General features: G+C 63.0%; 14 protein-coding genes. 1 reads left to right on the plus strand and 13 read right to left on the minus strand.

Annotated features, from left to right (window positions below; all coding sequences use genetic code 11):
* Positions 1-766: 766 nt before the first annotated feature.
* From PJL15_RS11040 to ftsH, 11 genes are all read right to left on the minus strand, one after another.
* Positions 767-2284 carry a DHA2 family efflux MFS transporter permease subunit gene (locus PJL15_RS11040; RefSeq protein WP_281451192.1) on the minus strand — a complete coding sequence of 506 codons (1518 nt, stop codon included), beginning with the start codon at positions 2282-2284 and terminating at the stop codon, positions 767-769.
* 103 nt (positions 2285-2387) lie between these two features.
* On the minus strand, positions 2388-3290 hold the full coding sequence (gene panC, locus PJL15_RS11045; RefSeq protein ID WP_281451193.1) for a pantoate--beta-alanine ligase: 903 nt from the start codon (positions 3288-3290) through the stop codon (positions 2388-2390).
* A gap of 4 nt (positions 3291-3294) precedes the next feature.
* Entirely contained in the window at positions 3295-4203 is a 909-nt protein-coding gene (locus tag PJL15_RS11050) for a Rossmann-like and DUF2520 domain-containing protein (RefSeq protein WP_281451194.1), read from the minus strand.
* A complete protein-coding gene (locus PJL15_RS11055; RefSeq protein ID WP_432443815.1) occupies positions 4196-5764 on the minus strand; it encodes a PH domain-containing protein in 1569 nt (522 codons plus the stop codon). The genes PJL15_RS11050 and PJL15_RS11055 overlap by 8 nt, the downstream gene beginning before the upstream one ends.
* On the minus strand, positions 5761-6273 hold the full coding sequence (locus PJL15_RS11060; RefSeq protein WP_281451196.1) for a PH domain-containing protein: 513 nt from the start codon (positions 6271-6273) through the stop codon (positions 5761-5763). Before PJL15_RS11060 ends, PJL15_RS11055 begins: the two co-directional genes overlap by 4 nt.
* Positions 6254-6775 (minus strand): DUF3180 domain-containing protein, encoded by a 522-nt coding sequence (locus tag PJL15_RS11065; protein ID WP_281451197.1) that lies wholly within the window; start codon positions 6773-6775, stop codon positions 6254-6256. Before PJL15_RS11065 ends, PJL15_RS11060 begins: the two co-directional genes overlap by 20 nt.
* A 2-nt stretch (positions 6776-6777) precedes the next feature.
* The gene (folK, locus tag PJL15_RS11070; RefSeq protein WP_281451198.1) at positions 6778-7317 is read right to left on the minus strand and encodes a 2-amino-4-hydroxy-6-hydroxymethyldihydropteridine diphosphokinase; all 540 of its coding nucleotides are present in this window, start codon (positions 7315-7317) and stop codon (positions 6778-6780) included.
* Entirely contained in the window at positions 7314-7673 is a 360-nt protein-coding gene (folB, locus tag PJL15_RS11075; RefSeq protein WP_141286628.1) for a dihydroneopterin aldolase, read from the minus strand. Before folB ends, folK begins: the two co-directional genes overlap by 4 nt.
* A gap of 12 nt (positions 7674-7685) precedes the next feature.
* Entirely contained in the window at positions 7686-8591 is a 906-nt protein-coding gene (folP, locus tag PJL15_RS11080; protein WP_281451199.1) for a dihydropteroate synthase, read from the minus strand.
* A gap of 5 nt (positions 8592-8596) precedes the next feature.
* A complete protein-coding gene (folE, locus tag PJL15_RS11085; RefSeq protein ID WP_281451200.1) occupies positions 8597-9229 on the minus strand; it encodes a GTP cyclohydrolase I FolE in 633 nt (210 codons plus the stop codon).
* A 10-nt stretch (positions 9230-9239) separates the two neighbouring features.
* Positions 9240-11309: an ATP-dependent zinc metalloprotease FtsH gene (ftsH, locus tag PJL15_RS11090; protein ID WP_281451201.1), complete on the minus strand. Its 2070-nt coding sequence runs from the start codon at positions 11307-11309 to the stop codon at positions 9240-9242.
* A gap of 489 nt (positions 11310-11798) precedes the next feature.
* Between ftsH and PJL15_RS11095 the strand changes: the two genes are divergently transcribed.
* Positions 11799-12776: a type IV toxin-antitoxin system AbiEi family antitoxin domain-containing protein gene (locus PJL15_RS11095; RefSeq protein WP_281451202.1), complete on the plus strand. Its 978-nt coding sequence runs from the start codon at positions 11799-11801 to the stop codon at positions 12774-12776.
* Positions 12777-12839: 63 nt separating this feature from the next.
* Here the strand turns inward: PJL15_RS11095 and PJL15_RS11100 are convergent, their stop codons facing one another.
* Complete coding sequence (locus PJL15_RS11100) at positions 12840-13448, minus strand: hypothetical protein (RefSeq protein ID WP_281451203.1); 609 nt, start codon at positions 13446-13448, stop codon at positions 12840-12842.
* Positions 13449-13870: 422 nt separating this feature from the next.
* The gene (gene hpt / locus PJL15_RS11105) at positions 13871-14422 is read right to left on the minus strand and encodes a hypoxanthine phosphoribosyltransferase (RefSeq protein ID WP_011772910.1); all 552 of its coding nucleotides are present in this window, start codon (positions 14420-14422) and stop codon (positions 13871-13873) included.
* Between the last annotated feature and the right edge of the window lie 23 nt (positions 14423-14445).

The raw sequence follows: 14445 nt of genomic DNA on the forward strand, positions 1-14445 counted from the left end.
AAATTCGAAACCAGCTGAAAACCAGACCACCACACACGGGGGTGCGGGCAATCCGGCATAATTCAACCAATCAATAAAACAATCGGTATCAACAAACTTGGCACACTATTGAGTTCTCAAACAACAGACACTACCGGCACCACCCACACCCACACTCGGGTCCAGGATCGCTCCGGAGCAACTTTCCAAACTTACCCGAACCGGCCGCTCAAAGCAAACCAAACCCCGGGCCTCCCCCACCACCCAGCAGCACACAAAAGCGCCACCAGAACCAGTGATTTGAAGGGAGTCGGTCGCTATCTTTCCGCATCAGCGGCGGCGACTCGAATAACTGTACACGCGCCCAACCCCCACACCAAATCCACCCCAACACCACCCAAAAACCCCGCCAACACACGCCAAACAACCCCACCAAACCACTACAACGAATCCCCGTGAACCCCATCACACCACCCCCCCGCGACAACCGTCGGAAGACAAACACAAAAGCCCAGCACCGCCGTCGAAAGACAAACACCCAAACAAGCGCCGCCCTCGACGACCCCACCCGAACGAAGCGAGAGAGCGATACCCAAAAACGGCGATGAAGTGATCGAGCATCAGGGAAAACCGGTGATGATGTGCGAGAGCATCAGGGAAAACCGGCGATGAAGTGAGAGAGCATCCGACACCAGCCGGCCCCGGCACAAGCGCCTAAACGCGGAAAAGGCCGGCAACCACAACGGTCGCCGGCCTTCCCGAAGGCTCAGTCAGAGGAACCTGGGCGTCAGTGGCCTCCGTGGCCGCCGGCTCCTTCGGTCTTGCGCATCATGGCGCTCAGCACCACAGCGACGACGGCAATGACAGTCGCGACAAGGAAGGCTGCCTGCATGCCGGCCACCAGACCGGACGAAGCAGAAACCACGGCGTAGATGGACACGAGCAACGCGGTACCGGCCGCACCGGAAACCTGCTGGGCCGTGCTGATGATCGCCGAACCGTGGGAGTACAGGTGCGGTGGAAGCGGGTTCAGACCCGTAGTGAACGCCGGCGTGAAGAGCAGCGCCAAGCCAAAACTCAGGGCCACGTGGAGGGCAATCACCCAGCCAAGCGCACTGCCCTCGTCAAGCCGGGAGAACTGCCACAGCGTGAGGACCATCAGGACGGAACCGGAAAGGGTCAGCGGCAGGGGGCCAACTTTGTCGAAGATCCGGCCAATGACGGGACCCAACAGACCCATTGCCAAACCGCCGGGCAGCAATGCCAGCCCGGTTTCCAGTGGCTGAAGATGCAGGGTGTTCTGCAGGTACAACGGCAGCAGGATCACTCCGCCAAACAGCGCCATCATCGCCACCACCATCAACAGGGTGGACACCGTAAACATGCGGAAATTGAAGGCGCGCAGATCCAACAGCGGAGCATCCGACTTCTGGAGCTTGAGCTGGCGGAAGACAAACAGTGCCAGGCAGAGAAGGCCTGCCACCAGGGCGATCAGCGGAACAACCCCGGCGTTGGAACCACCGATCTGGCTGAGGCCATAGACCAGTCCACCGAAGGCCGGAACAGTGAGGATCACCGAGGTGACATCCAGGGTTGTCTTCTCCCGCTCCCCTACGTTGGTGAGGTACTTGGCACCAATGGCGAACGCGGCCAGGGCAACCGGCAGCACGAACACAAACATGAAACGCCACGAGAAATTGTCCAGGATGATGCCGGAGACCGTAGGTCCCATCGCGGGAGCCACGGAAATGGCAATGCTCACGTTGCCCATCACGGCACCACGCTTGGACAGCGGCACCAGGGTGAGGATCGTGGTCATCAGCAGCGGCAGCATTATGGCCGTTCCGCCGGCCTGGACGATCCGCGCCAGCAACAGCACCAGGAATCCCGGTGCCAAGGCTGCCAGCAAGGTACCACCGCTGAAGAGCCCCATCGCCAGCATGAAGGCACCCCGGGTACTCATGCGTTGCAGGATGAATCCCGTGGTGGGAATAACCACCGCCATGGTGAGCATGAAGCCAGTCGCCAGCCATTGCACGGTGGAGGCACTCACTTGAAGGTCCGTCATGAGTCGCTGCAGGGCAACGTTCATGATGGTTTCGTTCAGGATCACCACGAACGTCGCCACCAGCAACGTCACGATGACCGTCACCGACTCACGCGACATCTTTCCAGAGGCCGCCACCTGCCCATCCGGGCCCTGGGGTGCCGGAGCCTGCGTGGACGTTGTCCCTGCTGGGGCGGCCACTCCGGAAGCGCCGGATTCGGGCTTGCCGTTTGCGTCGGACGTGACGTCGGTAGACATGAGGATCCCCAAGGTTTGGATTTGGTGTCCGGCGATCGATGCCGGTGAAGACTAAAACAGTCTAAACGCCCCGCCAATTCCCGTCACCGGAAAAAATCAAACCTTAGGAAAACAATGGGGCGTTGTCTATGAGGCGCACGGGACCAACCTTCGCGGCGATAATCGCCAAGCCTTCGCCCCGGAACGGTGTTTCCTTGCAGTTTTCGGCCAGCGGTTCCAATGTGGCCGGGTCGACGACGTCGAAATAGTCCAATTCCACCAGCGGTTGGGACTCAACAAGCGCGACGGCGGAATCCAGGTCGAGCGGTTCACGTGCGTTCGCGCGGGACTCGATAAGGCGCAAGGCCCGCGACAACACCAGCGCCGCCTCATGTTGCTGGTCCGAGAGGAAGCGGTTGCGACTCGAAAGAGCCAGGCCGTCCTCGCTGCGAACGATGGGTACGGGGACGATCTCCACTGGGAAGTTCAAATCCGAGACCATACGCTTCACCAAAGCCAACTGTTGCGCGTCCTTCTGCCCGAAGTAAGCCCGGTAGGCCGCCGTCGTGCCGTCAGCTGCGGCACCTCCGGGGAGTCCGTAGTGGAGCAACTTGGCGACCACGGTGAGGGCGCCGTCGAAGTGCCCGGGGCGGGAGGCGCCCTCCCACTTTTCGCCCAGCGGACCTGCCGTCACCCGCACCAACGGCTGTCCGCCTGGGTAAACCTCCTCGACGGACGGCGCGAAGACAAGATCCACGCCTTCGGCATCCAGGAGGGCCATATCTGCTTCCAACGTTCGAGGGTACCGGTCCAGGTCAACGGCGTCACCGAACTGCAATGGGTTCACGAAAATGGTGGCCACGACGACGTCGTTCTCCGCCACTGCTGTCCGGGCCAGGGCGGCATGGCCTTGGTGGAGCGCGCCCATGGTGGGGACCAACCCCTGCGAACTCCCCTGCTTCCCAGCGAGAAGCCGGGCACTCTCGGCACGCAATTCCGAGGCAGTGGTGACCAGTTTGATAGCCATGGGATCAGTTTCCTTCCGGAGCTTTGGGTTCTGCATCCAAAGCCGCGTCGATATCCGTCAATTGTTCAGGGCGCAGGAGTCCACGGTTTCCCGCCCTGCGCGCGGTGGCCCGGGCCATGGCCTGGTAGGCGGCAAGGACGTCACCGCCCGCACCGGCGTCGTACTCCTTCAACGCCTGGGCGTGCGCGGTAACTGTACCCACGTCGCCGCGGGCCACCGGCCCGGTCAGCGCGGATTCGCCTGAGGCGAGGGCATTCTCCAGCGTCGCCCGCAACAGCGGACCCAGCATCGTCTCAGGACTTTCGACGCCGATCTCCCGCAGCATCTGCGACGCCTGGGCCACCAGGGTGACCATGTGGTTTGAGCTGTGGGCAAGGGCTGCGTGGTAAATGGTGCGGTCCGCTTCGGCGATCGCTACGGGCTCGGCACCCATCTCCACCACCAAGGCCTGGGCGATCGGCAGCATGGCCGCGTCCGCCGTGACGCCAAAGGTGCAGTCCATGAGGCGGGTCAGGTCCAGGCTCATGCCGGTGAAGGTCATTGCCGGGTGAAGGGCCAGGGGAATCGCTCCCGCGGCCCGCACCGGGTTCAGGATTCCAACGCCGAACCTTCCTGAGGTATGCGCCACCAGCTGGCCGGGCTGCCAGGCGCCCAGCTTGGCCAAACCCGCCACCAATTCCCCCAGCGAGTCATCCGGGACAGCCAGGAGCACCAGTTCCGACCGCTCCACGATGTCCTGGATTTCAAGGATCGGGACGCCGGGCAGCAGGTTTTCTGCCCGTTCGCGGCTTGCCTCGGAGACCGCGGAAACCCCGACGACGGCGTGCTCGGCAGCGCGCAAAGCCGCGCCGATCACGGCGCCCACCTTGCCGGCACCTATGATCCCGACTCCGAGTCGTCCTGGCTTAGCCATCGTGTGATTCCTCCTGCTTGAGCGTCCGGGGTTGTTCGGCCTGGATGGCTTGTCCAGGCTGGGCGGCTGCAGCGACTTCCGGGGCTTGCGGCGCCACCTGCGCCAGCCACTGTTCGCTGGTCTGCCGCTTCCGGGCCGCACGGGCGCGGGCGGCCTGCTGATCGAAAAGCTCCACTGCCTGGGCTACGCCGGCCTGGAACACCCGGGGCATTACTGGACCCGCAGTGGTGTGGAGGACAAGATCGGCAACACCGAATCGCCTGGCCAGCGGGCCCTGGTGCAGTGCCATGGACTGGGTCCGCTGATGCGGAACCATCACCAAGGTGCGCCACCAGCGGCCGGATCGGATCAGGAGCGCCGTGCCCGTGGCCAGGAAGCCGTTTCGACGCCAGCCCAAGGGTGCCAGCAGCCAAGCCCGGCGGGGCGTAGTGGTGAACCCATCCGCCCGGGTGGAAGTATGGCTGGCCTGGGCCGGGGCGAGTCCCTCCAACCCGGCGACGAAAACACTCTCAGGGTCCTCTACCCCGGGATCCGGCAACACGAGGGACATCATGCGCAGGACGTCGGACTTCATGCCCACGGGGAGCAGCATGGTGCGGGCAGCGCCCTCGGAGTTCCCGGCGGCGCCGTAGCCGGCCACGTTGACATGCATCCGGTACCAGCCAAAAATCCGCCAGATAGGTGGCTGCCTGACCATCACGGCCTGGATGCGGCCCGGCGGCAAGGTCTGTGCCTGGGTATCCAGCAGGCCGTAGCGGAGTCTGATTCCATCCGGCGAAATGGCGGCAGTGAAGTTGTAACCCTTGTTGAACGCGCTCCAGTAAGAGGCGCCGATACCGAGGATGCCGGGGATGAGCGCCAGGAAAATTGCAGTGTTGTCCAGGACGACAGAGGTCGAGACAACCGCAGCGGCTCCGATGAGGATGCCCACGGTCTGTTCGCTCAGCAGCAGGGAACCGAGGAGGCGCCCCGGCGGCACGGACAGCACAACGTGCTCCGGCGCTTCCGGAATCTCCTGGCTCGAGCCGGGCTCGCTGACAACGCCGGCCGCCCGGGCAAGAATCGTGGCGCGCAGTTGCTTGGCCTGATCGATCGGAAGGTAAGCCAGCCGCACGGCTGACTCGCCGGCGTCGGCCACTTCAAACTTGAGTTCAGCGAGACCGAAAATCCGGGCCAAAAGCGGTTGCACAATGTCGATGGCCTGGACGCGGTCCAAGCGGGCCTGCCGCTGCTGCTTGAACAGGAAACCAGTATTCACCCGGACAAAGCCCTCGGCCACTTGGTAGCGCGTGAAGTACCAGTTGAGGATAAACCCGCCGACCGTCAGGAGCAGCACCACGGCGCCGCCGGCGAGGAGCCACGGAACGCGTCCGCTGAGGTTCGGATCCACAAAATCCCGGCCCTGCAACATGCGCTCGAAGGCATCCCGCCCGAAGAAGAAACCGACGGCGGCCAACGCCACCCAGCCGCGAACGAACGGTGAGGCCGGGTGCACCCGCTTCCAGTCGCCGTCGACCGTTTTGTCCGTCAGGCTCACCGCAGCACTGTCCTCCGGGCTCACAGCCCAGCCAGCCTGGCTTCTCCGCGGGCCGAAAGCTGTTCACGCAAACGCGCGCCCTCATCGGCAGGAAGTCCCGGCAGATGGGCATTGGTTCCAGCCGAGGCCGTGTGGAGTTTCAGCGTGCACAGCCCCAGGCTTCGCTCGACCGGCCCAACGGACACATCCACGTACTGCATACGTCCGTAGGGAACCACCATGGTGCGCTGGAAGAAGATACCCCGGCGGATGAGGAGATCATCGTCGCGTTCGGCGTATCCAATGGCCCGCACCTGCCGCGGAATCAGGATCAGGCGCCACAGCGCCAGCACCAGCATCACGGCAGGGACCGCGATGGCCAGCCACAACGGCGGCCAACGCCACCAGCCAAGAAGCACGAAGACCAGTGGCAGGCTCAGGACGGCAATCACCACCAGGTTGCCGATGGCCCACTCCACCAAACGGACAGTGACGTACTTCGGGGAAACCCGCAGCCACTGAACGCCGGGAGGGTCAATCGCCCCTGTACGCATATTCGCCTTCGCCTTTGGTCTCGCCCCGACGCGTTTCGGGACCAGCAGTGCCGCCTTCAATGTCTTCGGGCGGTATCCGGCAGAACCGTTCCACCACGAGCCCGACTACCACCATGACAATGCCGCCACCGCCCATGATCAGGGCGTTCCAGAGGATGCCTTCACCACTGCGCAAGGTGCCGATCCGCAGCAGGTCCACAGCGATGCCGGCGTGCCAGCCAAGGAGGAGTGTTCCCGCGTAGGCGCATGCCTGGGCAAGAATCAGCGTCCGGGCAGCGAGAATCGGATTCAGCATGTTTTTCTTCTTGCCGTTTCGCCAGCGCAGGACCCGCACGCCCATGATGAGCGTTAGCCCCGCAATGACGCCCATGGTGACCAGCGCCGACGTCGGCAGGACGGGCGTGGGCATGCTGAAGCGATTGGTGGTGACCGTGGCCAGCCAGCCGACGACGGCGGCAATGACTGCGATCAGCACCAAAACCACGGGGCGCATGGCTTTCACTGCTACTCCACCGCCCCCGTCGCGGGTACGCCGGCTACATCGCCGAAGCCGTCGAACCTGCGGATATCCGGCATATCGGCGGCGACGGCGGCCAGTCCGGCCACGCTCCGGCCGCCAAGTTGGGCGTGCGGCTCGAGCAACGACCACGGGTAGAGCACGAAAGCCCTCTCGGCTGCCCTCGGGTGCGGGATGGTGAGGATGGGATCGTCGCTCACAACATCGCCGAACACGATGATGTCTACATCGAGCGTCCTGGGACCCCAGCGAACTTCACGCGTACGGTGATGCTTCTCTTCCACATCGTGGCAGTGCTTGAGAAGCTCCAGGGGAGTAAGCGTGGTCTCCACCGCCATGACCATGTTCAGGAAATCCGGCTGGTCCTCCGGTCCGCCTACCGCCTTGGTCTGCACCACCGGAGACACGCCCAGAAGGCGGACCTCAGGCGGATCGACGAGGTCCGCGACGGCGGTGGACAGGGTGTCGTTGCGCTCCCCCAGGTTGCTGCCCAATGCCAGGATGGCCTTGGTATAGCCGGAGCTCATGACCGCTCCCGGTGGACGCTGACAGTCACATCGCCGAACGGCACCTCAATGGGCGCCTTGGGTTTGTGAACGGTGACGTCGACGGCGGCCACGTTGTAGTTTTCGAGGATGCCCTCGGCGATCCTGACCGCTAGTCCTTCGATCAGGTTCAAGGGCTCGCCCTCGATGTGCTTGGTGATCAGCTCTGCAACTTCGCCATAGTGCGCCGTGTATTGCAGGTCATCGGTCTCGGCGGCCTTGGTGAAATCCGTGTGCAGCACGGCATCCACCACGAAGGGCTGGCCGTCACGGCGCTCGAAATCGAACACTCCGTGATAACCGACGGCGGTGACGCCGGTCAGCGTGATCCTGTCCACAGCGTTATCCAATCAGCGGGCGATACGGGCGGCAACCTTGACGGCGTCAAGGCTTGGGCCGACGTCGTGGACGCGGACAGCCCAGGCGCCCTTGGCGGCACTCAAAGCGGTGATGGCTGCGGTAGCGGAGTCGCGCTCCAGGGGCGCTGCAGACTTGCCGGCAACAGTGAGGAGCGAACCAAGGAAACGCTTGCGCGAAGCAGCCACCATCACCTTGTGACCCAGGACGAAGAGCTGGTCCAGGTTCTTCAGCAGCTCCCAGTTCTGGTTCTCGTTCTTGGAGAACCCGATGCCCGGGTCAACGATGATCTGTTCCGGCGCAACGCCCGCGGCATAGAGCTTGTCGCGGACGCCGCTGAGCTCAGCCACCACGTCCTCGGTGACATTGCCGTAGTCCGTGAGGCTGTCCATTGTCAGGGCGTCCCCACGCCGGTGCGTGAGGATGTACGGGACCTTGGTCCGGGCAACGAGCTCCGGCATGCCAGGTTCGATGGTCAGCCCGGAAACATCGTTGATGATGGCGGCTCCGGCTTCGACAGCTGCTGCCGCGGTGGAGGTGTGCATGGTGTCGATGCTGACCAGCGCACCGGCCTTCACCAGCGCCTGGATCACTGGGAGGACCCGGCGCTGTTCTTCTTCAGGGTCCACCGGCTCGGCGCCCGAACGCGTGGATTCCCCGCCGACGTCGATGATGTCAGCGCCGGCGTAGAACATCCGCAGGCCCAGCGCGATTGCTGTGTCCGGCGTGCGGTGCGTGCCGCCGTCGCTGAAGGAATCCGGGGTGACGTTGAGGATTCCCATGACGAGCGTGCGGTCCGTTGGCAGGTCCTCGAACCTGGCGGCGGGACGCGGCTTGCGGAGAACCGGCAGCGGGCTTGTGGCCGGGCCGGTTCCGGGTGCTGCAGCGAGGGAGTCCATAATGCTTACCTTCCGATGATGAGGCTCATGGCCTCGGCGCGGGTGGCCGGGTCATGGAGTTGACCGCGCACCGCACTGGTGACGGTCTTCGCGCCGGGCTTGCGGATGCCACGCATGGACATACACATGTGTTCACACTCGACGACGACAATCGCCCCGCGCGGATTGAGGTGCTTCACCAGCGCCTCCACGATCTGCGTGGTGAGGCGCTCCTGCACCTGGGGCCTGCGGGCATAGATATCCACCAGCCGTGCCAGCTTGCTGAGCCCGGTTACCTTACCGTCATGTGACGGAATATAACCGACGTGCGCCACCCCATGGAACGGCACCAGGTGGTGCTCGCACGTGGAGTAGAAGGGGATGTCCTTCACCAGGACAAGCTCTTCATGGTCGAGGTCGAAAGTGGTGGACAGGACGTCAGCGGGGTGTTGGTGAAGTCCTGCAAAAACCTCCGCGTAGGCCTTGGCAACGCGCTTTGGCGTGTCCTGCAGGCCGCCACGGTCAGGGTCTTCGCCAATGGCCAGAAGGATCTCCCGGACGGCCGCTTCTATGCGCGGGCGGTCCACTTTGGAGTGTTCCTTGTGGCCCGAGGCGGAGCCGTGGGCGGCGGCGAGGTCGTCGTCGTCGAAATGAGTCACAGCAGAAAGCTTAGCCGTGATGCGGGTGGTCGTTGCCGCCGTCGGGCTGCGGGGCCTGGAAGGAGTCCTGGCTGCTGACGCCCTGCGCGTGCGGAGCGACGGTATCCAGCGGCTCGTCCAGACGGGCCTTCTTGGCTTCCTCCTGGGCTTCCCGCTCTGCCTTTTCGGCGCGGCTTTCCACGGGCGGAATGGACTGGACCGGCCGGGACTCCTTGGACAACCAGATCTCGCGGAAATCGCGCTTCCGGATGTCGTGGAAGATCTCGGCGATTTCGGCCTGGTTCAGGGTTTCCCGTTCCAGGAGTTCCAGTGCCAGGCGGTCCAGGACGTCCCGGTTTTCCGTAAGGATGGCGTAAGCCTCGTCGTGTGCCTGGTCGATAAGGCGACGAACTTCCTCGTCCACGACGTAGGCAATCTGGTCCGAGAAGTTGCGCTCCTGCGCGGCGTCGCGGCCGAGGAACGGCTCACCGCCACCTTGGCCGAGCTTCACAGCACCAACCCGTTCGCTCATGCCGTACTGGGTAACCATCTTCCGGGCGGTCGAGGTGGCTTTCTCGATGTCGTTGGAGGCACCGGTGGAGGGATCGTGGAAGACGATTTCCTCCGCGACGCGACCACCCATTGCGTAGGCCATCTGGTCCAGCAGTTCGTTGCGCGTGACCGAGTACTTGTCGTCCTCCGGAATCACCATGGTGTAGCCGAGTGCACGGCCACGGGGAAGGATGGTGATCTTGGTGACCGGGGCGGAGTTACGCAGTGCCGCGGCCACAAGGGCGTGGCCACCTTCGTGGTACGCCGTGATCTTGCGCTCGAGTTCCTTCATGACCCGGCTGCGCTTCTGCGGTCCGGCCATGACGCGGTCGATTGCCTCATCCAGCGCGCGGTCGTCAATGAGGTTGGCGTTGGAACGCGCAGTCAGCAGGGCAGCCTCGTTCAAGACGTTCGCCAAGTCAGCACCCGTATAGCCGGGAGTCTTTTTGGCAACTGCCCGCAGGTCGATGCCATGCGCCATCGGCTTGCCCTTGGCATGGACGTTGAGGATCTGTTCACGGCCGATCATGTCCGGGGCTTCCACGGTGATCTGGCGGTCGAAACGGCCCGGACGCAGCAATGCAGGGTCCAGGACGTCGGGACGGTTTGTGGCCGCGATGAGGATGACGTTGGTCTTGACGTCGAAGCCGTCCATCTCCACGAGGAGCTGGTTCAAAGTCTGTTCACGCTCGTCATTGCCGCCGCCAATGCCGGCACCGCGGTGACGGCCGACGGCGTCGATTTCATCCACGAAGATGATGGCGGGTGAACTGGCCTTGGCCTGCTCGAAGAGGTCGCGGACACGGGAGGCACCTACACCGACGAACATTTCGACGAAGTCCGAGCCGGAGATGGAGAAGAACGGAACACCGGCTTCGCCGGCAACAGCACGGGCAAGCAAAGTCTTACCGGTACCTGGAGGGCCGTAGAGCAGCACGCCCTTGGGGATCTTGGCACCCACGGCCTGGAACTTTGCCGGTTCCTGGAGGAACTCCTTGATTTCCTGGAGCTCTTCCACGGCTTCATCAGCGCCGGCGACATCTGAGAACGTCACCTGCGGCATGTCCTTGTTGACCAGCTTGGCCTTGGACTTGCCGAACTGCATCACCTTGGAGCCGCCACCCTGCATGCGGGAAAGCAGGAACCAGAAGAGCACACCCAGCAGCAACACAGGAATGAGCAGGGAGAACAGGCCGGAGAACCAGTTGTTCTCAACGGGCTGGTCAGTGAAACCCTTGTCCGGGTTGGCGTTGGTGACAGCCTTCACGACGTCCGGACCACGGTCGGTGACGTAGAAGAACTGGACGTTCTTGCCCTTGTCCTGGCCGTCCAGGTTCAGGTTGTCCTTGAGCACCAAATCAACGCGGTTCTCGGCGTCGAAAATCTTTGCCTGTTCCACCTTCCCGCTCTGGGAAAGGAGGTCAAGGCCGTCCTTGGTGTCAATGCGTGTGGAACCGCCCGGAGCCAGTGTTGCGAATGCCACCAGGAGCAAGCCAACGACGACAACAATCCAGATGCCCGGGCCCTTGAAGAAACTCTTAGCTTTCATCTGATCGGGGTTTTGCCCCGTCCCTCCTGGTAGTGCTGCAAGGCGCAACTTCTGCGCGCGAGTGGTGCTGCTTCGGTTTCAAGCTATACACCGTTCCCAGTAATTCACGCACTGGAAAGTCCAAAAGTTCCCTCTGGGCGTACACAGGATACTCGCGGTCGGCTCGCCGGGACAGGGTTTGTTGCTTTCTTGGTTGTCCGGGCGCGTCCGTTCACGCTTAGCGCGCCCATTGGCCGGCCCCACAGGCTCGCGCACCCCTTCGGGCCAAACGCGCCCGTTACCACTGGTGCGAACGGCGGCAAAGGGCGCGGAGATGGTGACCAAAGGGCGCGAATGGCGGAAAAGGCCGCAGTCACGGGACCTGAGTTGGCCAGGAATCACCGATTGTTGGTGCGCCGCATGGTTTTTCCAACGGAATTCCGACGCTGTTTTCCACATAGGTAAAGCTGAAGCTTTCGGCCCGAGCCAACACGGGGAAGCGTAGAACCCATGGCTCTTCAAGAACTCATACTCGCCACAGACGCGACTCGTATCGGACAGGACGCACGCCAACTCGCCAAGCGTGCCAAACGCGGCGAACTTGTCCGGGTCCGACGAGGCACGTATGTCCGGGCTGCCTATTGGGCCGAGCTGAACAACCGTCAGCGGCACGGCCTCCACGCAGCGGCGCTGGTTAACACGGCAAGGTCAACGCCCATTTTCAACCTGCAGACGGCGGCACTTCTCTGGGGGCTCGGCGTAGTGGGTGTGCCCAAGCACCTGTGCACCGTCACTTCCGACCCCACAGGTGGACGATCAAAACACGGGATCCGGAGAAGCTTTGGAGCCCGTGACATCGGTGTTGCCAGGCTTGGCGCCTTCCAGGTCACGGACAAAGTGCGCACGACTGCGGAGTTGGCTGCCGCCCTGAATTTTGCCGAGGCATTGGCCGTTGTGGACTCCAGCCGACGAGACTTAGCGCGGGGCAAAGCTCCCGAAGTGGACGATTGGGACAAGGACAGGGCGTGGGGTCCGGCGTCTGGCGTTGACGAACTTGCTGACGCTATGGCCGTGCTCACGAGTCAGTCAAGACGGCGGCGGGCCGGGACGATTCTCGAATTGTCCACGGACAAGTCGGAGTCGGTAGGTGAATCCATGAGCCGAGCCCAGATGATCTTGCTCAACTTCCCCGTCCCCACCCTTCAAGGCGCTTTTACGTTGCGGAACGGACGAACAGCACGAACGGATTTCTGGTGGCCGGAACTCGACCTCGTGGGGGAATTTGATGGCAACGGCAAGTACCTGAGGAATAAATTGCTGGGAAATCAGACCATCCAACAGGCAGTCATGGCGGAAAAGGCCCGCGAAAACGGTCTGCGGGCTCTGGGCTTGACCGTCATCCGGTGGGGCTGGGCAGAGATGATGGACCCCCGCGTCTTTGCGCGCATATTGAACGACGGCGGTCTCACGTCCCTGCGGGCCGCCTGACGGGGATTTTCGGGACTGCGGCACACCGCAACTCAACGCCTTTCAGACCGCGTTGCGGTTGTGTCAGGCCGAAGCAACCGGGAGCACCAGCAAGTAACCGGTCGGCAGGCCGCTGCTCCATCGCCGGGGTTCCCGGACCACGAACTGCGTCGCCAGCTGCTCGGGAGTGACCAGGCTGTTGGGCTCGGGAGATGCACCCCATTGGCCGCTTCCGTAAGGGTAGAGCGGATCCAGGACATGGATCCCGGTTACCTTGAAGTCCGGGAACACTCCGGGATCACCTATGGACTCAAATCCGCTCATGACCCAAGCGTGGCGGCCGCTCCACATGACCAGGCCCACAGGTCGCCCGGTGCTTGCCATGGCCCGTGCGGCCGTTTGCAGGGCGTCGTCGTACTTCGCGACGCTGACCACTGTGTACGGTCCCATTCCGGACTCGGTCAACACCTGGGCCCAGCCGAACGGGTTGGCACCATTGAACGAGTCGGAGGACCTCGCCCTGGCCATCTCCCACAGCTCACCCTGTTGCGCAGGATCAGCCCATGAAGCCCCACCCGTGTCATCAATGAGGTTATGGGCCATCTGAATGCTCGCAGCAACGCACCAATCAAAGGTGTACTGAGGTACGAAATCGCCCGTTTGGTACAGGTTCAGGGCAAATGGCTGGGGCACGGCAGGCGGTGCTGGCACAGACGGGGCTGGCACAGGCAGTGCTGGCACAGGCGGGGGCGCAGGTTGTGGCTGCGCAGAAGTTTGTGTGGCACCCGTGGACGGGATGGTGGCCACCCCGCCTGCAGTTGGCACGGCGGACGATGTCGCCACTGGTTGACCGACATCGGTCCCGGGAAGATCGACGGCGGGTGTGCAGGCCGAGAGCAGAGTCGCCATGACGGCAAGGCATGTCAAAACACGGGCGGAAGCGCCGGTCATGGCTTAGTTTAGCCCCGGCGGAGGGCGCGATGGCAGGTTCTGGCTGCAACCACTCACGCTCGGCGCACCCCTTAAGCACCAACGCCGCACCTACTCCCGCCAAACGCACCAGAGATTACGGGTGCAAACGGCGGCAAAGGGTGCGGCGCAGGGGAAGCGAAAGCCTACTCGTAAACGTGCGGCGCCAGGGTGCCGACGAAGTCAAGGTTGCGGTACTTCTCGGCGTAGTCCAGGCCGTAACCGACAACGAATTCGTTGGGGATGTCGTAGCCGACGTACTTGACGTCGATTTCAACCTTGGCGGCGGTCGGCTTGCGGAACGCGGTGCAGATCTCGACGCTCGCGGTTCCACGGGATTCAAGGTTGGACTTCAGCCAGGAAAGGGTAAGTCCGGAATCGATGATGTCCTCAACAATGAGGACATCCTTGCCCATGAGGTCGGTGTCGAGGTCCTTGAGGATCCGGACAACGCCTGAGGATTGGGTGCCCGAGCCGTAGGACGAGACGGCCATCCAGTCCATGCTGACGTGGCTGTGCAGCGCACGCGCAAGGTCAGCCATGACCATGACCGCCCCCTTGAGGACGCCGACAATAAGGATGTCGCGGCCCTCGTAGTCCTTGTCGATCTGCGCTGCGAGTTCCGCGATGCGCGTTTGGATCTGCTCTTTGGTGTAAAGAACGTGCTTGAGATCTGCCTGGACGTCGTTTGAATCCACCAATGGCTCCTGTTTTGATGCTC

Source organism: Paenarthrobacter nitroguajacolicus (genome assembly GCF_029952445.1).
GTDB classification, from domain to species: Bacteria; Actinomycetota; Actinomycetes; order Actinomycetales; family Micrococcaceae; genus Arthrobacter; species Arthrobacter nitroguajacolicus_B.

Excerpts from the sequence above, each read along its gene's own strand:
- ftsH (WP_281451201.1), bottom strand. The coding sequence starts at position 11,309 with ATGAAAGCTAAGAGTTTCTTCAAGGGCCCGGGCATCTGGATTGTTGTC.
- folP (WP_281451199.1), bottom strand. The coding sequence starts at position 8,591 with ATGGACTCCCTCGCTGCAGCACCCGGAACCGGCCCGGCCACAAGCCCG.
- panC (WP_281451193.1), bottom strand. The coding sequence starts at position 3,290 with ATGGCTATCAAACTGGTCACCACTGCCTCGGAATTGCGTGCCGAGAGT.
- PJL15_RS11050 (WP_281451194.1), bottom strand. The coding sequence starts at position 4,203 with ATGGCTAAGCCAGGACGACTCGGAGTCGGGATCATAGGTGCCGGCAAG.
- PJL15_RS11095 (WP_281451202.1), top strand. The coding sequence starts at position 11,799 with ATGGCTCTTCAAGAACTCATACTCGCCACAGACGCGACTCGTATCGGA.
- PJL15_RS11040 (WP_281451192.1), bottom strand. The coding sequence starts at position 2,284 with ATGTCTACCGACGTCACGTCCGACGCAAACGGCAAGCCCGAATCCGGC.
- PJL15_RS11060 (WP_281451196.1), bottom strand. The coding sequence starts at position 6,273 with ATGCGTACAGGGGCGATTGACCCTCCCGGCGTTCAGTGGCTGCGGGTT.
- folK (WP_281451198.1), bottom strand. The coding sequence starts at position 7,317 with ATGAGCTCCGGCTATACCAAGGCCATCCTGGCATTGGGCAGCAACCTG.